This is a genomic window from Paenibacillus sp. JJ1683 (assembly GCF_053006485.1).
In genome coordinates, this window is record NZ_CM129820.1 from 5,567,944 (window position 1) to 5,590,223 (window position 22,280).

The window sequence follows — 22,280 nt, forward strand, 5'->3', positions numbered from 1 at the left end:
GGTGATTAGCTACTTTGCTAAAGAAAAGAAATAATGAAGGATGGTGCATTCATGAATCTGGAGCAGCTAGCAACCGTCATCCCGTTGCTGGAGCATATCGAATACGGCAACACCTCTCAGACCCTGCATCCTGGCTCCGACAGCCATCTCCTGATTGTTGCGCTGCACGGACATGTCATTCTCTCAGCTAAAGACCAAGAGCCGGTTATTTTCACGCAGGGCTTTGCCTTTCATAATCAATATGGCGCTTGCAGCATTCAGGTCCCCAAAACCCGGGAAGCCGAATATATCGTGCTTACCTATCGTGTGCTGCAAGGCGAATCCACGGATTGGACGCTGCATGGTCCGTTGCGTACCTTGAGTGAATACAAAATCAAATATATGCTGGACGAGCTGCTACGAACAACAGCCCCAAGCATTCAGAATGAAGCTGGCGTGGAAAAGGCGGCCCGGCAATTTCGAAAAAGACTACTTCTGGAGCGCTTGCTATTCATTTATATCTATGAGACGCATATGGTGCAGGACAACCACAACTCATCGGTATCTATTGAACAATCCCTGTCTTATATCCATGAGCATTATATGCTCAAGCTGACCTTGCCGCTTCTGGCTGATCGGGCGGGCATGAGTGAAGGACATTACACGGTGTTGTTCAAAAAAGCCACTGGCATGACCATGACCCAGTATTTACGTCATCTCCGTATCCAAAAAGCGAAGCAAATGTTCCAGCAGACCCGACTTCCAGCCAAGGAAGTCGCCCAACGGGTCGGATTTACGGATTATTTTCATTTTAGTCGTATTTTTAAAAAAGAAGTCGGCTGCTCCCCCACCCAGTTTCAAAGAATCTAATAATATAACATGTAACGTCTACAAATCAGACATGGTATAAAAGAGAGGTTGCCGCTAAAATTCAAATGAGAATAATTATTATTATCAGGGGGAAACAGGATGCATCATTGGTTTACACGTATATTGGGTCTCACCTTCACCTTACTGCTCGCTATTAGCTTGGCAGCTTGTAGTTCATCCTCCACGAATCAGACTGCGGCAAACGACAATTCGACGGGTTCCCAACCAGCGAACAGCTCATCTGACGGAGACCGTATCACCGTTCAGGACGCACTCGGAACTGTCACTTTACCAGGCAAGCCTGCACGTATTATTTCAATGGATTTCAGCTTTACGGACATGCTGGTGACTCTGGGTGTGCAGCCTATCGGAATTGCTGATGACGGTACGCCTGAGCTGTTCATGGATTCCGTGAAAAGTAAGCTGAAGGACTACACTTCCGTAGGCTCCCGTTATGAACCCAATATTGAAATGATCAGCTCATTGCAGCCTGATCTGATTATTGTGGATATTAATAAGCACAAAAATGCTTTGACTCAATTGAAAGGCATTGCCCCAGTGCTGGCACTGGACGATTTTCAGGCAGACTATGAGCATATGCTAAAAAATTACACGATCCTCGCTACGGCCGTAGGTAAAAGTGAAGAGGCCCAAAAACGTCTGAAAGAACATCAGGTCAAAATGGATGCAGCCAAAAAGAAGCTGAAGAGCACCTCTCTGACCGTACTGCCTGCTGTCGTCAATCCTAAAGGCTTCTTCGCCCATTCGGACCATGCATATACTGGCTCCATTGTAAAGCTGTTAGGCTTTACCGATCCGGTGCACAGCGACAAGGCATATCCCGAGCTGACGCTGGAGCAATTAGTTGAAGCCAACCCACAGGTACTGTTCCTGATGCCGACAGACCCTGCAACGATCGTGAACCAGTGGGAAGGCAATCCCTTGTGGCAAAAAATAGACGCAGTTAAAAACAACCGTGTATTTACGGTAGAACGACGTAATTGGTCCTTGTCCCGCGGGATGCTGGGAAGTGAAAAAATAGCCGAGGACATCGTAAACAGCCTGGGAGAGAAGTAAAATGATCCATTCCATATCCACCAAGAAGCAGAGCCGTTCGCGGTTTCTGCTCTTCCTGTTTTTAGTGTCTTTGATTTTATTAATCCTGGGCTTGTTATTCAGCCTCAAATGGGGCCCCGCCTCTATATCGTGGGCTGAACTGTATCAGGCATTGACCTATCAGCGCAGCGACAAGGTACATCTGTATATTCAGACGCTGCGCCTGCCGCGCACCCTGACCGCCTGCATGGTCGGTACCCTGCTGGCGCTGGCGGGGCTATTGACCCAGCTCACCACACGAAATCCGCTGGCTTCACCACATGTATTTGGCATTAACGCTGGGGCTTCTCTCGCCGTGGTGCTGGGACTCGTCTTATCCGCACAGCTATCGGCAACATCCACGATGCTGATGGCCTTTGCTGGGGCAGCGGCAGGTGCATGGCTGGTCTGGTCGCTGGCTGGATTCGCAGACAAGCAGCCTGTTCGCTTGGCGCTGGCGGGCATCACCATTCATTTCATGCTGTCGTCACTAACAGAGGGCTTCATTATATTAAATCAGTACTCTACGGAGTCCATGATTTTCTGGCTGGCTGGCTCTGTCAGTCAGGCGGGCTGGACGGAGGTACGAATGATTTTTCCTTTTTTCATCGTGAGTCTTGCGCTGCTCGTTATGCTGTTGCCAGCCCTGCGACTGCTGCTATTGGAGGATGAGATCGCAGCCGGACTAGGGCAGCGCGTCCCTCTTGTTCGAGCGCTGGCTCTGCTGCTGGTTATCGTAATGGCAGGCTCAGCCGTGGCGGTATGCGGACCGATCGGCTTTGTCTGTCTGATCGTACCCCACATCGCCCGGGCGCTGGTTGGAACACGTCTCTCGTTACTCGTTCCGATGACAGCGCTTGGCGGAGGACTGCTGCTGGTGTATGCGGATCTCCTCAGCCGCATCATTTCGTTTCCGTTCGAATCGCCCGTGGGAATTGTAACCTCTGCTATCGGAGGGCCGTTTTTTATCTATCTGGCCCGTAAAAAAAGGAGGGGGACACGATGACCAGAACTTTCCATCTTGTGACCGCCTTGCTTTTGCTGCTCCTGCTCGGCATCGTTTCGGTCAGTGTGGGAGCACTTCCTATTCCCTTGCGTGATGTCAGCTCGGCTCTGCTGGATACGCACAGCCGTTTTCATTTTATCGTATACGAGGTTCGCTTGCCCCGGACGTTGGTTGGACTGCTGGCAGGCATGGGACTAGCCGTGGCAGGAGCTATTCTGCAAAGTCTGTTTCGCAATCCGCTAGCCAGTCCTGACGTGATCGGCATTTCCAAAGGAGCCGGATTTGCAGCGGCGGCTGTGATTTTCCTGTTCCCCCAGTCTCCAGCCTATATCCTGCCCTTGGCGGCGTTTGGCGGAGCCGTGGGAACATTCCTGATTCTGCTGCTGCTCAGCCGTAGACTTACGCTGGCGCCAGCAGCTCTAGCTCTGGTCGGGGTCGCTATGGGGGCCATCCTCATGGCAGCCACGCAGTATCTCATCGTAACCCATCCGACCAATGTGAACACGGCTTTGCTCTGGATGTCAGGCAGCCTATGGGGCCGGAGCTGGCGGGAGGTCATCTCACTGCTGCCCTGGATCATTGTCTTGCTGCCCTTGGTCTGGGGCAGCTACCGAAAGCTGAATATTTACCAGCTTGGCGATGAGACCATCACTTCTCTCGGGGTACATATGACTCGCCAGCGCCTGCTGCTCCTATTGCTTGCCGTTACACTGGCAGGAATTTCAGTCTCGGCGGTCGGCGCCATCGGCTTCATCGGACTGATGGCACCCCATATGGCTCGAAGATTTGTTGGCAGCCACAATCAGTGGCTGATTCCGCTGGCTGCCCTGCTGGGAGCGAATCTGATGCTGCTGGGCGACATCTTGGGCAGAATGCTCATTGTTCCACGTGAAATACCCGTCGGGATCATGACAGCACTTGTGGGCGCTCCTTATTTTGTATATTTGCTGCGGAGGGAACGCAGCAGAAGATCATTCTGATTCCCCGATACCCACAGGAAAAGATCTTTCATCCTACCTGCGGATTCTCCGGGTACATCCACCAGTAACCTGATGCATCTATATATAGCACGCCAAAAAGCACGTCAGACATACGCAGGTTTCCCTTCTCCTGCGATAAGTCTAACGTGCTTTTTACTCTAAGTTCTACCCCTTTCCGCGTCACTTTACGGATTACGGTTGCTCCTGTAACGTTCTTTGTCCCAAAGCTTTGCCCAGGAATTGCCGTGTCCGCTCTTCTTTCGGATGATTGAAAAACTGCTCCACTGGTCCCTGTTCTACGATCGCACCATGCTCCATCAGCACGACCCGATCCGCTACATCCCTCGCAAAACCAAGCTCATGCGTGACAATAATCATCGTATTGCCTTCACTCGCCACCTTTTGAATCACGGACAGCACTTCATCCACCAGTTCAGGATCAAGCGAGGATGTCGGCTCATCGAACAACAGCACCTGCGGATTCAGCGCCAAAGCGCGGGCAATCGCAACACGCTGCTGCTGTCCACCCGAAAGCTGGGCAGGATAATAGGTCATACGATCCTTTAACCCGACCTTTTCCAAAATGCCTTCACTGATCTCCCTTGCCTGCTTGCGATCCATCTTTTTCACACTGGTCAGACCAATCATCACGTTGTGGAGTGCATTCAAATTTTTAAACAGCTGATATTGCTGAAATACCATTGCCGTTGCCATCCGCAGTCCGAGAATGTCCTTTTTTCCGGCCTTGGCCGCATCTACCTTCAGACCATCAATTTCAATGCTACCGCTGGTCGGCTGTTCCAAAAAATTAATGCTGCGCAGCAGTGTGGACTTCCCCGATCCGCTTGGGCCCAGAATGACCACCACTTCTCCCTTACCTACTGTCAGGTCTATGCCCTTTAACACATGATGCTGCCCAAAATGCTTATGAATTTGATGAAGTTGAATCATGCCCTTACTCACTTCTTTCGTAAATTCGAATACGTTTCTCCAGCACAACAAGCCCGCGCTCAATAATGATGCACACCAGCCAGTAGATCAAAGACACCGCAACATAGACCTCAAAAAAAGCCAACGCCCGCGCGCCCATAATTTTGGCCTGCCCCATCATATCGACGACACCAATCATAAAGATAAAAGACGTATCCTTCACTGTACTGATCAGCGTATTTCCCAGATTGGGCAAAGCCACCGTTAGCGCCTGCGGCAATACAATTTTAAGCATAATCTGTGTTTGGCTCATTCCGATGGAATTGGCCGCCTCAAACTGTCCCCGATCGACCGAATGAATCGCTGCCCGGAACGTCTCCGACAAATATCCCCCCAGGTTCAATGAAAATGAAAGCAACGCAAACAGCTCGGGTGGAATGACGTAGACATTGAATTGCTGCAAGAAGCCATATTCGCTCTGAAAATAATACAAAAACTTAGGTATTCCGTAATATACGAGAAACAGCTGCACAATGAGCGGTGTTCCCCGGATGTACGAGACATACAATGTAGACAAGGGTGCCAAGACAGGCACCTTGTATATCCGGATTAAGGCCGTAGCTAACCCGATGATCGCACCCAGCAGCATGGAGACAAACGCAATCCATAAGGTAACGGGGAGATACTCCACGATCTGGGGAAGGCTTTTCAGCATATAATCTAAATCAAACAGCTTTTCCATAGGAACCCCACTCTATTCTTTACATTGTGATTACTGAGGAATAAATTCTCCACCTGTCCACTGTTCAGACAATTTTTTCAGTGTTCCGTCCGCTTTAAGCTCTTTAATAATCGGGTCGATTTTAGCTTTCAGTTCTTCACCCTGCTTATCCTTCTTGAACACTAGATTGATGTTATCGCTTTGCACAGGCTCGCCCACAGCTTCCACCTGTAAGCCTTCCTTCTTGATCGTTGCTGCCGCCATCACTGGATCATTCACATAAGCGTCCACTCGGCCATTTTGCACATCTTGAAGGTTGTCGGACGAAGTTCCTGTATCATTATATTTTAAAATAATTTTGTTCCCGTTCTTCGCATTATACTGCTCCAGCAACTGCGTATAGGAATCGCCTACCGAGGCGGCTACCTTCTTGCCCTCCAAATCCTTGAGAGAATGGATATCCGTTCTACCCTTTTTCACAATAATAACCGACTGAGCCGAGAAATAGGACTCATCCGAAAACAAATACTTCTTCTCACGCTCAGGATTTTTGGCAACTTCATCTGCGATGATCTGCACTTTATTCGCATCCAGCGCAAGGAATATCGCATCCCAGCCCGAAGGTACAAATTCAATCTTATAGCCGTCCAGCTTCTTATCGATCTCCTTGACTACTTCCACATCGTATCCGGTCAGCTCATTTTTATCATTCGTAAAGGCAAACGGCGGGTAGTCATTTTGTGTCCCCACATAGAGTACCTTATCCCCTGATGCCGCTTCCTTCGAGGAACAACCACTCAAGGCACCCGTTATTAACACAAGAGATAGCCCAATCGCTGCTACCCAAGCAGATTTCTTCATAAATGACATCCCCTTTTAAAATCCAAGTAATTTACTATGATTTTATATTATAACGAGTTATTCAAATAATACAACTAGCAAATTTCATTTTGATTATCTAACCAGATGCTGCACAAAAAAAGACCCCTGCGGGTCAGTTGTTATTCATGAAGTGGGAGACGGTCTGCTGGATGCTCCGGCAAAATGGACGAAATTAAACGTTGCACGGCCGGGTGAGCAGATTCAAAAATCTGATCTTTCTCAGCACAGTGCTCGACTAATTTCCCTTGTTCCATCACAGCAATGCCATCACAGACGGCGTAAGCCGCTCGAATATCATGTGTGATAAACAGATATGACAATCCAAATGAAGTTTTCAGCTCTTCCAACAGGGATAAAATGCGCATCTGATGAACCATATCCAGACTGCTGACGGACTCATCCAGTACGATCAGCTTGGGTCTGAGCGCAATCGCCCGTGCAATGTTAATCCGCTGTAATTGTCCGCCGCTGAATTGATGCGGATATTTATTCCGATCCTCCGGCTTAAGACCCACCCGCTCCAGCAGATTTTCTACCGTTCTTTTTTGTTCCTGCACTGATAACCGCTCGTAATTGTCCAAGGGCTCTCCGATAATCTGTCCGGCGGTCATGCGAGGGTTTACAGCAGAATAGCAGTCCTGGAATACAACCTGCATATCCCGTCGCAATCCCCTGCGTACTTGAGGACTTCCATTATAGATGTCCTGCCCCTGAAACAGCACCTGACCCTCCTGCGGCTTCTCCAGCCCCAGAATAACCTTGCCCAGCGTGCTCTTCCCCGCTCCACTGGTTCCAAGCAGTCCTAGGCAAAATCCGCTCTCTATGGTAAGCGACACATCAGTGAGCACAGGGAGACGTGATTCGGAGCGGCCCAGCCATTTGCGCTTTCTATAGCTATGAGTTACTTCCTTCACTTGCAGCACATGCATTCGCTCCCCTTTTGAAAGTATCCAACAGGCAACTCATCGCCCTACTGATTTATGCCCTGAAGGGACAACTTAGGTCTGGCCTGCAACAGCATTTTCGTATATTCATGCTGTGGATGGTCGAACAACTGAAACACCTCTGCCTGCTCAACAATACGCCCCCGCTGCATCACTGCCACTTCATCCGCCATTTGGGAGATGACACCCAGATCATGCGAGATCAGCAAAATAGACGTGTCATATTCCGTACGTAAGCGATCCAACTCTCTCAGCACCTGTAGCTGATTAACCACATCGAGTGCCGTCGTCGGTTCATCCGCAATAACCACTGCTGGCCGCAGGCACATGGAAATGGCGATCATGACCCGTTGCAGCATCCCGCCACTCAACTGAAACGAATAACACTTCATTAGCTTGGCTGGATTGGGCAGATTCATATTTTCCAGAGCCGCTATAGCAAGATCACGCGCCTGTCGTTTACTTAATCCGGTATGCGTGCGGATCGTTTCCATAAACTGATCCCCAATCGTATATACTGGCGTAAAAGCCCTCATCGGATTTTGCATAATAAAAGCAATTGCCTTGCCCCGAATGCGGCGCATCTCCTCGGCTGGCATTCCATTCAACTCACGTCCGTTCAGACGGACACTGCCTTCCACATCCATCGTCTGGCGATCCAGTAGCTGGAGCAGCGCGTTACAGGTTACTGTTTTACCGCTACCACTCTCGCCGACAAGACCCAGAACCCGCCCCTTTTTCAGTTCAAAATGGATAGGTTCCAGCAGAGATACCGCCCCTGCATCAGTTTTGAGCTTTACCTGTAAGCCACTGACCTCCAGCACCTGCGTCTTGGCTGTGTCATCCATCGTTGTCCTCACTCCTGTTTTACTAACGTTTGGCAATTCCATATCGGTCGGACAACGCCTCTCCCAATATATTGAAGGCCATTACCACCACCAGAATCATGAAACCCGGATAAATCATTAATTCCGGATGACTGCGGATGTATCCCGTTCCCTCATGGATCATGGCTCCCCATTCAGGAGTCGGCGGCTGGATGCCTAGACCCAGGAATGACAACGCGGAGATATCCATGATCGCCCAGCCCATCTCCAGCGTTCCAATGACCACAAGCGGCCGCAGCACATTCGGAATGATGTGCCGCCGTATAATGGCCCCTGAGGAGGAGCCGCTAATCCTTGCGGCCGCTATAAAATTCTGCTCTTTCAGACTGACGACCATATTACGGCACATTCGGGCATAGTACACCCACTGCACCAGCATCAAGGCAAACAACACCTGCATGAGACCTGGCCCAAAAATACCGACAATGCCGAGCACAAGCACCAAGTTGGGAAACGCCATAATGCCTTCGCAAAACCGCATCAGTACACTATCGACCCAACCGCCCAAATAACCTGCAACTGATCCGATCACAACACCGATACTAAGCGAGGACAAGAAAATTAATGTCGCAAAGCCGAGCGAAATTCGCGCTCCATACAGCAGCCGGGATAGATTACACCGACCCAGATGGTCCGTTCCCAGCCAATACTCTTTTGAAGGGCCTTCCAGCTTATGCAGTAAATTGACTTTAACCGGATCATGGGGAGCCAGCCACGGAGCCAGCGCCATTATGATAAAAAGGGCTGCCAGCACGATAGAGCAAACCACGATTACCTTTTGACCTTTGAACATTTTACGCAACCTTATCATCACTGCTCTGCTCGTCCCTTCGAAGAAATTCGGGGGTCCATATACAAGTGCACCAGATCAACGAGCAAATTGCATACGATGAACAGGCATGCCGCCAAAAACACATAGCATTGTATGACGGGAATATCCCGGTTAAAAATGGCTTCCACGAAATAACGGCCAAACCCAGGCCATGAAAACACCTGCTCCACAATAATCGTTCCAGTCAGCAACTTGCCCAGGTTCATGCCCATACTTGTTATTAGCGGAGTAATGGCCATTTTGAGTATGTGCCTGAGCATAATCATACGCTCGCGTATTCCTCTGGTTCTGGCATACTGGACATACGTTTCCTGAAGCTGTTCCAGCACACTGGAGCGCAACAGGCGCGTATATAAAGCAATCAGAACCAGCGACAGAGTCAACGTCGGCAACACCAGATGCTGCCACGTTCCCCGACCCTCTACAGGTAGCCAGTCCAATCGTACAGAGAAAAAGAAGATTAACAAATATCCCAGCCAGAACTGGGGAATAGATGCCCCGAAATACGAAATCCCTCGACTCAGTATGTCGATCCAGCCATTTTTACGCATCGCCGCCAACACACCCAGCGGGATGCTCACCACGATGGATAATGACATGCTGCTTAAGGCCAGTTCAACAGTGGCAGGCAATCGAGCCTTCACCTCATCCCACACTGGCTTGTTGGTCAGATACGAAGTACCAAAGTCCAACCGACTGATTCTTTGAAGTGTATGCATATACTGTGTCAGCAATGGCTGATCCAGCCCGAACTCATGCCTCTTCTGCTCCAGAATTTCCGGGGTAGGATAAATATGAGCAGCCGTCAAATAAGCTTCAGCCGGATCAACCGGTGAAATATGAATGAGTGCAAAGGTAACGAGGGTGGCAAAGAGAACAATAGGAATGACCGCTACCATTCGCTTCCCGATATAGCTAATCATAAGTTGTCCTCCTATCCTGTAAATTAACGTTACCTTCCCGTTTCAGCTACTTCCCAATTTCAATTCCCTCAAATGGATTTTCATCCCTATTAGCTGGGAATACAAAGTTAGTAATCTTTTTCTGATACACTGCCGTCTTCTTAATATACGAAATAGGTACAATTGCAGATTGCTCCTGAAGTGTCTTCAAGATTGAGGCATACAGCTCCTGACGCTTAGTTTCGTCTGTCGATGAAAGTGCTTCGTGTACTTGCTGATCCAGATCCTTCTTCATCGGAAGGGCGCTCAGCACCTCAGAAATTCCGAAGCTCTTCTTGGCAATAACATTAATAAAGGAATGCGGATCATAAGGCGCACCGTAGTTGTACCAGAAATACAGATCAAACTGGTTGGATCTAAGCCGCTTGATTTGAACCGTCAGCTCCAGTCCGGTCAGATTCACTTTGACACCCAGCTCTCCCCATTCAGCCTGAATGGTTTCAGCCATCGCCTTTTGGATCGGATCGGTCTTATCGAAAATCAGCTCAAAATCCAGCTGTTGTCCATCTTTCTCCCGTACTGTGCCGCCTGCGGGCAGCTTCCAGCCAGCCTCATCCAACAATGCTTTGGATTTTTCCACATCATAGCCTATTGGCTGTAAGTCGACATTCGTATACGGGTAGTTTTTGGATAAAACCGTATCCGCTGTTTCCTCGAGCCCCGAGGTTACGCCTTCCACCATCGCCTGCTTGTTAAATCCATGCTGGAGTGCTAGACGTACCCGAAGGTCTGCCAGCTTGGGATTGGACGAGTTGAGCAACAGGCTTCTTGTGCCGACAGGCTCGGACAGCGTGGTAACATACTGATTCGTGTCGCGAAGCTGTTTGAAAGCATCCAGGCTAATAACACCTTCTCCATAAATCAGATCCAGGTCACCTTTTTCAAAGGCCATTACACGTGTTTCACCATCGGGAATAATTTTGACCGTAATTTTGTCCACCTTCGGTGCAGTACCCCAATAATTCGGGTTACGCTTAAAGGTTGCATACTCATCCTGCTTGTATTCATCCAGCATCCAAGGTCCTGTACCTACAGGTTTCTTAATTCCTTTGGACGTATCTCCATCATCCGGGAACCCGGCTTCACCCAAAAAACGGAACGGGCGAACGACAGACAGATCCTGAATAACTGGGTAGTATGGCTCTTTGAGCGTCATTCGGAACGTACTGTCATCTACAGCTTCAGTTTTGTCGAGAACGCCTACTATACCAAGCCAGCTATGCGTTTTCTCATTTTTCATAATAGCGTCAAAGTTCTTTTTCACAATCGCCGCATTAAATAGCGTTCCATCGGAAAATTTCACACCTTTACGCAGCTTAAACGTATATGTCTTGCCGTCCTTGGATATGGTCCAAGATTCAGCCAAAGCAGGCTCTAGCTTGCCTCCTTGCTTGTAGCTGACTAACGGCTCATAAATCATGGATTGTGCAAATAGCTGGGAAGGGTTGTATACGTGAGGATTCATTGTACCAATGTCCCGTGGCCACGATAGCGTGATCGACTTTTCATTGGCAGCTCCGTTAGTAGAGGTGGATGCAGGTGTGTTCTCCTGCTTCGCGCAGCCCAGAATAACGGATAATAAGAGGAGCGTCACCAACATAAAGGTGGCAGTCTTGCGGTGTCGAACGGACATCAATGTATTTCCCCTTTTCTATATATGTGATAATGATTATCATAATCATATTTAGAATAGGTACCACATTATATTTTGTCAACAATATTCGACAAGCAAAGCTCTTATTTATTTTGAATTTGTATAATATTAAATTTATGGATTAATCCGCCAACGTTTGAAATAGAGTACGTGTGTATTCATGCTTCACTAGTTTTTCATCCCAATCCTCAAATATTTCCACGATCTCTCCCTGAACCATGACGGCAATACGATCACAGAACGTACGGGTGGATTGAAGATCATGGGTGATGAAAAGATAGGACAACTGACGTTCGAACTGCATTCTTTTGAGCATGTTCAGCACGGAGGACTGGGTTATCGTATCCAGATTGGCGACGGATTCATCGAACAGGATGATTTCTGGTTCAACGGCCAACGCCCGAGCAATGCACACCCGCTGTTTTTGTCCACCGCTTAGCTGCGCAGGGTATTTTTTCAGACTGTCAGCCTCTAACCCTACCGATTCCAGTAAGGAAAGGCAGATATCCAGTGCCCTTACTTTTCGCTCAGGAAAATAGTTGCAGATCGGCTCCATCAGAATATCTCGAATGGTCATACGGGGATGCAGTGAGGAGGCCGAGTCCTGCGTGACTAACTGAATTCGTTTGTACAGATGAATATCTTTCATCCTTCCGGTATGTATGGGCTGCTGATCCAGCCAGATTTCCCCCGAGGTCAAGGACTCCAGCCCCAGGATACACTGCGCCAGCGTACTTTTACCACTTCCGCTTTCTCCAACCAGTCCAAGGCATTCTCCCTGTCGTAATTGCAAACTCACTTTCTTTATTGCCTGTTGCTCACCCCGTCTCGTGTTGAACCAGCCATTTCTTCGTCTGCGGACAGGATAAGCTTTGGTGACGTTCTTCAATTCCAATATCACGGTTGCATCCTTCCTTCCGGGGTCATCTCCAGTACTCGATCTGCTACGCGACTCATACCCTGGCGATCATGTGAAATTAACAAAATAGTGAGCTCGAAATCCTCTCTCAACTGTAAAAGCAATGACAGAACCTTGTCGCGGTTGATCACATCCAGCGCTGTAGTGGGCTCGTCGGCAATAAAGAGGCGCGGGCCGGAGCTTAACATTGCAGCCAGCAGCACCCTTTGGCACATACCTCCGCTTAGTTCAAAAGGATATGATGACAGAATATACTCAGGATCGGCAAAACCGACCTTGCGGAGCAGAGAACACAAATAAGCTTCCTGCCCTGGAGTAGTGTGGCCTCCAGCCAGCTCCGTGGCACGGTTCAGCATCTGTCGCATCCGTGACATTACGCCCTGTCGATGGGTCTGCTGTGATGCAGTGTGGGACGGGGCAAGATCAGCCTGGCCCTGCTCCTTCTGGGCGTGCATTTGGCGCCGCCTGTGCAGTCTAAGCGTATCCGTCAGCTGGGCGCGGACGGTACGGATCGGGTTCAGCCCGCTCAGCGATTGTTGAATGAGCAGGGCAATATCCTCACGGCGCAGTCTTTGCCAGCGCTGTTCATGGAACGGGATAATGTCTTCCCCGTTATAGTAGATGCACCCTTGCGTAACACCAACACTTGGGTCCAGCATACCCGCGATTGCGTGTGCGGTCAGACTCTTGCCACATCCACTTGGTCCAGTCAGAGCCACAATTTCCCCTGGGTAGACGGAAAAGTTCACATCTCGCAGTAGCGGATTGCTCTCGCTTCCGCTTGCTCCTGCACCTGTACGACTAATCTCCAAATGTTCCACGTGTAACAACGGTTTTTGTACGTAAGCTCGCTCTATCGTATCCTTCCACCCTATGACTGGTCGTTTTCCCACTATTTCGCCGCCCCCTTTTCTGAAAAATGATCACCCAGAAGCTGGCAGGCAAGCACAAACAGCATAATCGCCAAACCCGGAAAGATCATAACGTGCGGAGCCACCTGAAAATACGAGGTTGCATCATGCAGCATCACGCCCCACTCTGGCTTGGGCGGCTGTACACCCAGTCCAAGAAAGGAGAGTCCAGCGATCATTAACACCACGTGTCCAATATCCCATACCGCATATACCAATAATTGCGGCCATACTTGTGGCAATACATAACGTCTTAGTATGCGCACGTGTGAATTGCCGGACAAACGGGCATACCGTACATAGTCCTCCTGGCAGGCTTTTTGAACCAAACTACGGATATAGCGGACATAGCCCGCCCACCGTACCGCAATAATCGCTAAGGTCATGTTAACGAAACCCGGCCCCAAAATACCCACAATCGCCACCGTTAAAATAATATCGGGAAAAGCCAGTACACCATCAATTCCCCGCATAATCAGCTGATCCACACGTCCTCGCACATAACCAATGAGCAAGCCTGTGGGCAGACTAATACACAGCGTAGCTACCGTAATCGCACAAGCGATTAACACGCTTGTCCGAATTCCATAAATGAGCCGTGACAGCACATCCCGACCCAGATGATCCGTACCGAAAGGATATTTACGGCTGGGTGGTGCCAAACGGTTCAGAAGGTCCACATGCAGAGGATCATGCGGAGCGGCCCAGGGAGCCAGCAACCCAAGCAGCACGATCAGGCCAAACAGTGCGCCCCCTGCCAGCAAGCTTCCTCTAAAGGAAAGCCGTATCTTTTTCATTTTCAGCTTCCCCCTTAACGCAAACGCAGCCTTGGATCTATCACCGTCTGGACCACATCCACCAAACACTGAACACCTACAATTAAAAACGCGGCAAACATAACATATCCCTGAATCACTGGGTAATCACGCTGCGTAATTGCATCTATAAAATACTTTCCTAACCCTGGCCATGAAAAAATGGTTTCTACGATGACGTTACCTGCCAGCATAAATGATAGATTCGTACCTAACAGCGTGATCATAGGCAGAACGGCATGTTTAAATATCTCAAAAAAGAGAATATGCATACGTGAAAAACCGCGAGCCCTCGCTGCCTTCACAAAATTCCGGTCACTCAGCTCCAGCATCTGAGCACGCAATACACGGGCTTGCACCGTTCCCAATCCTGCACCAAGCGTCAGCGCTGGGAGTACTAAATGTGTCCAGTCCTCCCTTCCCATGGATGGGAGCCAGCCCAAGCGAACGGAAAATAGATAGATCAGCAGAAACCCAAGCCAAAAAGAAGGGATTGACGATCCCAGCAAAGCGAACAGCCTGCCCAGACGATCTAGTGGACCGCTGACTTTTAGCGAGGCAGCCAGTCCCATCCCAAGCGTAAGCACCGTCATGACGGCAAAGCCCGCCAAAGCTAGCTCCACCGTGGCGGGCAGTCTGCTCCATAGTTCGTTTAGCACTGACTCCTTGGACACAAACGAGGTTCCCCAATGTCCTGTGAACACATCCCTCAGCCAGTTCACATATTGAATATGAAGCGGCTCATTCAAGCCCAGTTCGTTTCGCAGCGCGGTTAGCGCCTCCCCAGAAGCAGGAACATTATGCGCGGTGAGCAAAATGAGAGCAGGGTCACCAGGGGCCAGCCTCATCAGTACAAAAGTCAGCGTAGATACAACGAATACAATGATGGGCAGCTGCGCCACACGTTCTAGTATAAAACGAATCATAGGATACGTTGCTCGTTATTCCGCAATATCGGATTGCGCTGTAATGTAGTAATACTCGATCGGATGCGGTGTAAAGCCCTTTACTCCTTTTTTCACACCAAACACATTGTCAGGGTGCACAATGAACGACTGCGGCAAATCTGTATTGATGATTTCCAGCGCTTGCAGTGTTACCGCATTACGCTGTGCGGTATCCTTCGCCAACTTCAGGCTGTGAAGAATATTCTCCAGCGGTTTGGAGGCATAACGGCTTACATTCGCTTCACTTGTAGAAGAGTAGAACATGTCCATAAAATACTGCGGCTCCCCTGTATGGGCCGTGAGCATGCTGTACATAGCAAAATCCCAATCATTTTTGGTCAATGCCTCGTCGATATTTTCCACCTTGCGAATCTTGACCTGGATTCCCTCATTCAGCAATTGGCTCTGAATCACCTCAGCCATGACGGATAGCTCTGGACGCTGAGGGAAGGTCAGCAGCGTAACCTCGAATGGCTTACCCTGCTTGGTCCACGTACCTTGGGCATCCTTCTGCCAGCCATCCTTCGTCAACAACTGCTCCGCCGTTCCGTCCAATGCTTTGCGCTCAATCTTACCGAAGGGAAGAATGCTCGGAAACGGGCTGCTTGCTTCCGTACCGAAGCCTCTCATGACGGCGCTCACAATGGATGCGCGCGGAATCAGACTGTCCACCACCTTACGGTTGGTTGCATCCTTGAACACAGGTGATTCCATGTTGTACACAATCATATGGGTGCGCAAGGATGGAGCCGACAGCACTTGTAGCTTGTCGTTCTTTTTTAATACCTCTGCGTTATCTACCGGAATATCCGTCGCTACATCCACCTCACCAGATTGCAACGCCATCAGGCGCGAATTACCGTCCGTAATGAATTTCATCATCGCTTCGGCCAAGCGCGCCTTTTCGCCCCAGTATCCGTCATAACGCTCGACGACCAAGGATTGATCCTTGTTGAAGGCTTTGATTTTAAAAGCACCTGTCATTGCAGGGTAGCTTTGCTCATCTTTCATGGATGCCACATCCAGTACAATCGTTGACGGATCAGCCAAATTGGATACCAGCGCTGCATTCGGCTGGTTTGTCGTAATTTTCAGCGTCAGCGGACCAGTTACATCAATGGACTTCACATCCAGTAAATCCTTCGCCAGATGGCTTTTTTCGATTGAGCGCAGCAAAGATGCTTTTACACTTACTGCATCCATGCTCTTTCCATTATGAAACGTGACCTTATCCTGCACGCTGAACGACCACACATTAGGACTATCATGCTTCCACTCCTTGGCTAGCCAAGCCACAGGCTCCAGCTTTTCATTCAAACGAATGAGTGTCTCACCGGCACCGGAACGCATCACATCCCAGCTATTGTCTCCATGCGGATCGACGCCTGACGGTTTCCACGTATACGCCATCACCAGCTTTTTATCTGCTTGAGTCTGTTGTGCAGACGTGTTCTCACCCTTGCCCGAGCTATCCTCTGTCTTCGTGGCTGCGCCACATCCCGAAAGAGTCATAACTGCCATCAGCAGCAGCAATCCTGTACATATGAACCATGAACGCCTATTACGATTGCCTATCATCCCACATTTCCCCCTCTATCTTGTAAAATCGTATAAACCTAACACAAAACGCGAAAAAGCATTCCCGACCACCTGATCAGCAGTCAGAAATGCTTTCATTATAAAATGTCAAAACTCACCTCAAAGCCAGCTCCAAAAACATAGAAGGGATCAGATCGGTTTCAGACATTCCGTATGCAGCACGCCTAACCACCTCCCCAGCATCCCGTGGGTCTGACAGTGATGTCAAAACAGGCAGGTCTCCTGACTCCAAGCGTATCTTTCAGGCCTTCCCGGTTCCTCACAGTTCCAGTGGCTTGTTCTGAAAGCTCCAGCAGTACCCTGCTGATGCCTGTATACAGTGGCGGGTCCGTGTCGGAATCTACCGAACTTCCCTTTTAAGTGAACACGCTCAACAACTATCTACATCGTCTCTACGAAACTTCGTATATAGAGTTGTCCGGCTCACACCTGTTTTCTTCCTTTATTCCTTTTTATTACGATTTAGGATTATCTTATTTTGTTGCTACTGGCTTGTCAACAAATGTTGCGTAATAATTTAAATTTGAATGATATAGTGTGAATCAAGACCAAGGCTATTCATTGCTTGCGCGCAATTGAAGGTTGTCTTTAACGTTGCGTGCACGCAATTCACGTGTTAAAATTAGGTATAGAGATAACCACCGTATCCGTATACTAAAAAGAGCCTTCGCCGCTCCAACGGCAAAGACTCTTAGGACTTGAATGGCTGTGGATCACCACCACGGCGCGCTGCATAACTGAATGTTAATGCGAACGAAACCCACCATTAGGGGCCAACCTAATTACGCGGTGGGTTTTCGCTTGTTCCGAAATTTCCGACGCAGCCAGCGATAAAGCTTACGAATACTAAACACCAGGCTTAGTAACGTAACCATCCAACGCAGCACATCATAGCACGACACAAGGTTGACCATCGGCTTCACCCCCTTTCGGGAAGCTGCGCCGTGGTCCGAAAACATCCACCACTATCCAAAGTCCTTAAGGTAGATTATACCATGCCTCTTCCTACCACTCTAGCAAATTCCTCTAGTAGATAAACCAACCTAAGAGTGCAACTGGAAAACGCACCAAACTAAGCTCCCCATTTCGTCCCGCAGCTTTATCTATATGTCTCCAGACAGCAAAGGGGTCTATTATTTAGGCAGCGCCTCCCGAAAAATCAGGAGGAAGGACGCGGCGTGTACTATTATGACTTCACTTCGAAAATCCAAACCCCGATCTTCATACAGAAAGAGGGTTTTATCAATAATTTCATGCTGCTTAATAAATAACTAGTTCTGGATAACCCCATGCCAAACAGCCGGAAAAGAGGCTACGCCCTCTCTCCGGCTGTTTTTGTTTATTTCCTATTCATCAAACCTTCTGTGGAACTTCTGAGACATTAACGCCTTTGACCGATTCACCCTGTTTTCTTGCCAAAACAATGTTCAAAACAATTGCCGTAATCGAGCCAGATACGATGCCGTTTTGCAGCAGCATTTTGGCAAAGCTCGGCAGTTGGTCGAACATTTGCGGCAGAACAGCTGAGCCTAGGCCCACGGCAATACTACATGCTGCAATCAGCAGATTGCTTTCTTTCCGCAGATCCACTTCTGACAAAATAGACATGCCTGATGCAGCAACCGAGCCAAACATGACGATCATCGCCCCGCCCAGCACAGCGTTAGGAATCACTGTCGTCAAGGCAGCCAGCTTAGGCAGCAAACCGAGGACGACCATAATGCCGCCAGCAGCAAAAATAACGTTACGGGATTTGACGCGAGTCAGCGAGATCAGACCTACATTTTGGGAGAAGGCCGTGTAAGGGAACGCATTAAAAATACCGCCCAACATAATTGCAAGTCCTTCCGAACGAAGTCCATTGACGATTTGCTTTTGCTCCACTTTCTGATCAATCGCTTTACCTACTGCCAGATAAACCCCTGTAGACTCGACCATGCTCACAATATTGACGATAATCATCGTACATACTGCCATAATGCTAAACTCCGGCTTACCAAAATAAAACGGCTGCGCAATACTCACCCACGAAGCATCCGCTACGGGAGCAAAATGCACCATTCCCATCGCATAGGCGACTACAGTACCTGCGAACAGACCAATAAGAACGGAAATCGAGCGTAAAAAGCCCTTGGCTACTCGATTGACAAGCAGAATAACCAGTAGTGTAACCAGCGCCAGCAGCAAATTACGCGGCTGTCCAAAATCCGCGCTGCCCTGACCACCCGCTACATTGTTCATCGCCACCGGAATAAGGGATAGACCGATAATCGTAACGACCGAGCCGGTAACCACTGTTGGGAAAAAGCGTAACAGTTTGCCGTACAACGGTGCCGCAAGCACCACAAATATACCGGACAAAATGATGGCACCGTACGCTGTCGCCAGATTTGATGTCGAAGCAATTGCGATAATGGGTCCTACTGCCGTAAACGTACAGCCCAAAATGACAGGCAGTCTACTTCCGAAAAAACGTGTGCCCATAATCTGTAATAATGTAGCAATCCCGCAAGTGAATAGATCAGCAGCCACTAGATAAGCCATCTGGGCTGGCGTCAGGTGCAGCGCTCCCCCTACAATTAGAGGGACAGCAATGGCTCCGGCGTACATCGCCATGACATGCTGGAAACCCAGCGCAAATAATTTTTGTTTACTTAACATCCCACATTCTCCTTAACGGGAGGAATTACCGTGCCAGCTTCCTCTATAAAATGGACTTCGCCCGGTGCCATGGAAGCGATACGCGCTAGAGAACGTACGGCAATACCTCTTTGCTCCAACAGTCCACGGCCTTCCTGAAAGCTCTTTTCAATTACGCAGCCAACTCCGGCCAGCTCTGCTCCTGCTTCCTTCACAATATCGGTAAGTCCGACCAAAGCTGCACCAGTTGCCAAAAAATCATCCACGATCAGCACATGGTCGCTGGCATCGAGATATTTTTGGGAAATGCTCACCTGATAGGTTTCCTGCCGAGTGAACGAGTGAACCTCTGCGAAGTATACCTGTTCATTCAGCGTGATCGCCTTCTTTTTCTTCGCATAAATGAACGGTACTCCCAAAGCAATAGCAGTGGCCATAGCAAATTGAATACCACTAGCTTCAATAGTAAGCACCTTGGTAATTGGAGCACTGCCGAACAGACGTGCGAACTCCTTACCAATCTCCAATGCTAATGCTGTATCCACCTGATGGTTCAAAAATGAATCTACCTTTAACACCGTATCGGATAAAATTTGTCCCTCTTGACGAATACGTTCTTCCAAAGCTTTCATTATGCGAATATCGCTCCTCTGTACTTAAAATAGAATAAAACCTGCAAAAACCAAAAAAGGACAAGCTCCCTTGAGTCGTTTCTCAAGTGAAGCCTGTCCTTGGGGTCGTAATCCCTGACGGATTGGCGCACAAATAAAATGCCCGCATTCATCCGAAGCTGATGCGCTATCACTCATAGTCGGACGATTACAGTGGTCATCCGGTAGAAACTTTTGGGCCATATCCCCAATATTATACGAGTCATATGAAATTGATATCTTGTATACTACACCCTCTGGCGGGCGGTTTCAAGACTATTTTTCATACAAACAGCGGCATTTGGAGAACCTTCCACAATTTGAATATCGCAGCCATACACCGATCCATTTTTGAAGTATATATATAGTAGAAAGCAGATATTAAAAAACGGAAAACAATACAAAACAACATTTAATTTTACTTTTATTTTTAAATTCAAAAATAAAACCAATAATAATACTTCCGTTTATGTTGACTGCACAGACAAACGGAAGTAGTATGGAATTAGTTAAGAAACAAAAGGCAGTCTTTCAGGCTGCCGGGATTTCATCCATGCAAGGAGATTAGATATGAACAACTATCTTGCTGTTGATATTGGAGCTTCAAGCGGAAGACTCGTGAGTGCAACTCTACAAGGTGAACAAATTCACTTGCAAGAACTTCATCGTTTCAACAACTCCTTTACTGAGAGGAACGGGCACGATTACTGGAATATAGACAATTTATTTGATGAGATCATCCAGGGACTACAAAAAGCCAAACAAAACGGGATTGACTCCTGTACGCTCGGCATTGACACATGGGCTGTAGATTACGTGTTACTTAATAAGGAAGGTCATCGCATCCATGAGGTGTACGCATACCGCGATGCACGCACTCTACATGCCCCCGATAAGCTGCACCAGCTCATCAGCCGAGAAGAGGTATATGAGAAAACGGGCATCCAGGAACTAAACTTTAATACCCTATATCAACTGTTCGCCCATGATCGGGAACAACTCGCCCAAGCAGATAAAATATTGATGGTACCCGATTATCTGTACTATCGCCTGACAGGCATTATGGTCAATGAAATGACCAATGCATCCACGATGCAGCTTCTCAACGTGAACACCCGAGAGTTTGATGAGGACCTGCTCTCCCTGCTCCAGCTTCGGCGCAATCAATTTTCGGAGCTGGCTGAGCCTGGACGTGTTCTGGGCTCCATCTTGCCGGAGCTTGTTCGGAAATACGATCTTCCCGACTGTCAGCTCATCCTTGTGCCTACACACGATACCGCCTCAGCGGTTGCAGGTGTTCCATCATCGCGAGAGGAGTCTTGGGCTTATATCAGCAGCGGAACATGGTCGCTATTGGGTATGGAACGATCCCAACCCTTGAATACCAAGACAGCTATGCAGGCGAACTACACCAATGAATGGGGCGCTTACGGCACGTACCGTTTTTTGAAAAATATCATGGGCTTATGGATGATTCAGGAGGTTAGAAGAGAAGGTGGTTCTGCACATAGCTTTGCCGAATTGGCCCAATTGGCTTCAGCAGAGACACCGTTTGTCAGTCTCGTCCTCTGTAACCAGTCCTCTTTCTTAAATCCGGATAGTATGACCCTTGAGATTCAGAGGTTCTGTGAAAAAACCGGGCAGCCTGTCCCACGCACACCTGGCGCGCTCGCCCGCTGTATTTTTGACAGTCTGGCCTTAAGCTACCGGGATGCTTTACATGAGCTACAACATTTAACAGACGAAACGATTACCAGATTGCACATTGTCGGCGGAGGCGCTAACAACGAATTACTATGTCAGCTAACAGCCGACCTTTTAGAAATTGAGGTGCAGGCAGGACCTTCCGAATCGACGGCCATCGGCAATATTGTCGTGCAATTAATCAGCTCTGGTGCTCTTGGAGATCTGAAAGCTGCTGGCCGAACCATAGCCAATTCCTTCCCGACTCGGCTATATGAGCCGCAACCGGTGGAAGGCATGGGAGAGCTTCTGGATCGCTGGGAACGCCTCAAGATACAAGCAACACCCCCTATTCACATATCTCAATAAAGGAG

At 48.7% G+C, this 22,280-nt stretch carries 21 protein-coding genes and 2 riboswitches; of the genes, 5 read left to right on the forward strand and 16 right to left on the reverse strand.

What is annotated here, in order from left to right; translation table 11 throughout:
* Window positions 1-51: 51 nt before the first annotated feature.
* The 4 genes from ACUC6J_RS24015 (at window position 52) to ACUC6J_RS24030 (ending at window position 3,930) form a co-directional block, all read left to right on the forward strand.
* Window positions 52-849, forward strand: a complete 798-nt coding sequence (locus tag ACUC6J_RS24015; RefSeq protein ID WP_447249539.1) for a helix-turn-helix domain-containing protein — start codon at window positions 52-54, stop codon at window positions 847-849.
* A gap of 99 nt (window positions 850-948) precedes the next feature.
* Entirely contained in the window at window positions 949-1,926 is a 978-nt protein-coding gene (locus ACUC6J_RS24020) for an ABC transporter substrate-binding protein (protein WP_447249540.1), read from the forward strand.
* 1 nt (window position 1,927) lies between these two features.
* Window positions 1,928-2,950, forward strand: a complete 1,023-nt coding sequence (locus ACUC6J_RS24025) for a FecCD family ABC transporter permease (protein ID WP_447249541.1) — start codon at window positions 1,928-1,930, stop codon at window positions 2,948-2,950.
* Complete coding sequence (locus ACUC6J_RS24030; protein ID WP_447249542.1) at window positions 2,947-3,930, forward strand: FecCD family ABC transporter permease; 984 nt, start codon at window positions 2,947-2,949, stop codon at window positions 3,928-3,930. Before ACUC6J_RS24025 ends, ACUC6J_RS24030 begins: the two co-directional genes overlap by 4 nt.
* Before the next feature lie 192 nt (window positions 3,931-4,122).
* Here the strand turns inward: ACUC6J_RS24030 and ACUC6J_RS24035 are convergent, their stop codons facing one another.
* The 16 genes from ACUC6J_RS24035 to ACUC6J_RS24110 form a co-directional block, all read right to left on the reverse strand.
* Window positions 4,123-4,881: an amino acid ABC transporter ATP-binding protein gene (locus tag ACUC6J_RS24035; protein WP_016822613.1), complete on the reverse strand. Its 759-nt coding sequence runs from the start codon at window positions 4,879-4,881 to the stop codon at window positions 4,123-4,125.
* A gap of 4 nt (window positions 4,882-4,885) precedes the next feature.
* The gene (locus ACUC6J_RS24040; protein WP_016822612.1) at window positions 4,886-5,602 is read right to left on the reverse strand and encodes an amino acid ABC transporter permease; all 717 of its coding nucleotides are present in this window, start codon (window positions 5,600-5,602) and stop codon (window positions 4,886-4,888) included.
* Between the two features lie 30 nt (window positions 5,603-5,632).
* Window positions 5,633-6,442 (reverse strand): transporter substrate-binding domain-containing protein, encoded by an 810-nt coding sequence (locus ACUC6J_RS24045; protein WP_016822611.1) that lies wholly within the window; start codon window positions 6,440-6,442, stop codon window positions 5,633-5,635.
* Window positions 6,443-6,582: 140 nt separating this feature from the next.
* Window positions 6,583-7,392, reverse strand: coding sequence for a nickel import ATP-binding protein NikE (nikE, locus tag ACUC6J_RS24050; RefSeq protein ID WP_017426100.1), 810 nt, complete (start codon window positions 7,390-7,392; stop codon window positions 6,583-6,585).
* A 41-nt stretch (window positions 7,393-7,433) separates the two neighbouring features.
* Window positions 7,434-8,255 carry an ABC transporter ATP-binding protein gene (locus tag ACUC6J_RS24055; protein WP_447249543.1) on the reverse strand — a complete coding sequence of 274 codons (822 nt, stop codon included), beginning with the start codon at window positions 8,253-8,255 and terminating at the stop codon, window positions 7,434-7,436.
* A gap of 22 nt (window positions 8,256-8,277) precedes the next feature.
* Window positions 8,278-9,105 carry a nickel ABC transporter permease subunit NikC gene (gene nikC, locus ACUC6J_RS24060; protein ID WP_447250317.1) on the reverse strand — a complete coding sequence of 276 codons (828 nt, stop codon included), beginning with the start codon at window positions 9,103-9,105 and terminating at the stop codon, window positions 8,278-8,280.
* Entirely contained in the window at window positions 9,105-10,049 is a 945-nt protein-coding gene (gene nikB / locus ACUC6J_RS24065; protein ID WP_447249544.1) for a nickel ABC transporter permease subunit NikB, read from the reverse strand. Before nikB (ACUC6J_RS24065) ends, nikC (ACUC6J_RS24060) begins: the two co-directional genes overlap by 1 nt.
* Before the next feature lie 46 nt (window positions 10,050-10,095).
* Entirely contained in the window at window positions 10,096-11,721 is a 1,626-nt protein-coding gene (gene nikA / locus ACUC6J_RS24070; protein ID WP_016822606.1) for a nickel ABC transporter substrate-binding protein, read from the reverse strand.
* A 142-nt stretch (window positions 11,722-11,863) separates the two neighbouring features.
* Window positions 11,864-12,643 (reverse strand): ABC transporter ATP-binding protein, encoded by a 780-nt coding sequence (locus ACUC6J_RS24075; protein ID WP_016822605.1) that lies wholly within the window; start codon window positions 12,641-12,643, stop codon window positions 11,864-11,866.
* Window positions 12,640-13,554 carry an ATP-binding cassette domain-containing protein gene (locus tag ACUC6J_RS24080; protein WP_447249545.1) on the reverse strand — a complete coding sequence of 305 codons (915 nt, stop codon included), beginning with the start codon at window positions 13,552-13,554 and terminating at the stop codon, window positions 12,640-12,642. The genes ACUC6J_RS24075 and ACUC6J_RS24080 overlap by 4 nt, the downstream gene beginning before the upstream one ends.
* Window positions 13,554-14,369: a nickel transporter permease gene (nikC, locus tag ACUC6J_RS24085; protein WP_017426093.1), complete on the reverse strand. Its 816-nt coding sequence runs from the start codon at window positions 14,367-14,369 to the stop codon at window positions 13,554-13,556. The genes ACUC6J_RS24080 and nikC (ACUC6J_RS24085) overlap by 1 nt, the downstream gene beginning before the upstream one ends.
* Window positions 14,370-14,383: 14 nt before the next feature.
* On the reverse strand, window positions 14,384-15,313 hold the full coding sequence (gene nikB / locus ACUC6J_RS24090) for a nickel ABC transporter permease (protein ID WP_447249546.1): 930 nt from the start codon (window positions 15,311-15,313) through the stop codon (window positions 14,384-14,386).
* A gap of 15 nt (window positions 15,314-15,328) precedes the next feature.
* Window positions 15,329-16,912 (reverse strand): ABC transporter substrate-binding protein, encoded by a 1,584-nt coding sequence (locus ACUC6J_RS24095; protein WP_447249547.1) that lies wholly within the window; start codon window positions 16,910-16,912, stop codon window positions 15,329-15,331.
* A 216-nt stretch (window positions 16,913-17,128) separates the two neighbouring features.
* Window positions 17,129-17,333: riboswitch (cobalamin riboswitch) on the reverse strand.
* Between the two features lie 382 nt (window positions 17,334-17,715).
* Window positions 17,716-17,847, reverse strand: coding sequence for a hypothetical protein (locus tag ACUC6J_RS24100; RefSeq protein ID WP_016822600.1), 132 nt, complete (start codon window positions 17,845-17,847; stop codon window positions 17,716-17,718).
* A 439-nt stretch (window positions 17,848-18,286) separates the two neighbouring features.
* The gene (locus tag ACUC6J_RS24105) at window positions 18,287-19,594 is read right to left on the reverse strand and encodes a nucleobase:cation symporter-2 family protein (RefSeq protein WP_016822599.1); all 1,308 of its coding nucleotides are present in this window, start codon (window positions 19,592-19,594) and stop codon (window positions 18,287-18,289) included.
* Window positions 19,588-20,205 (reverse strand): xanthine phosphoribosyltransferase, encoded by a 618-nt coding sequence (locus ACUC6J_RS24110; RefSeq protein WP_016822598.1) that lies wholly within the window; start codon window positions 20,203-20,205, stop codon window positions 19,588-19,590. The genes ACUC6J_RS24105 and ACUC6J_RS24110 overlap by 7 nt, the downstream gene beginning before the upstream one ends.
* Before the next feature lie 156 nt (window positions 20,206-20,361).
* A riboswitch (purine riboswitch) is annotated at window positions 20,362-20,465 on the reverse strand.
* Between the two features lie 328 nt (window positions 20,466-20,793).
* Here ACUC6J_RS24110 and rhaB point away from each other — a divergent pair.
* Window positions 20,794-22,275 (forward strand): rhamnulokinase, encoded by a 1,482-nt coding sequence (rhaB, locus tag ACUC6J_RS24115; protein WP_016822597.1) that lies wholly within the window; start codon window positions 20,794-20,796, stop codon window positions 22,273-22,275.
* Window positions 22,276-22,280 lie beyond the last annotated feature (5 nt).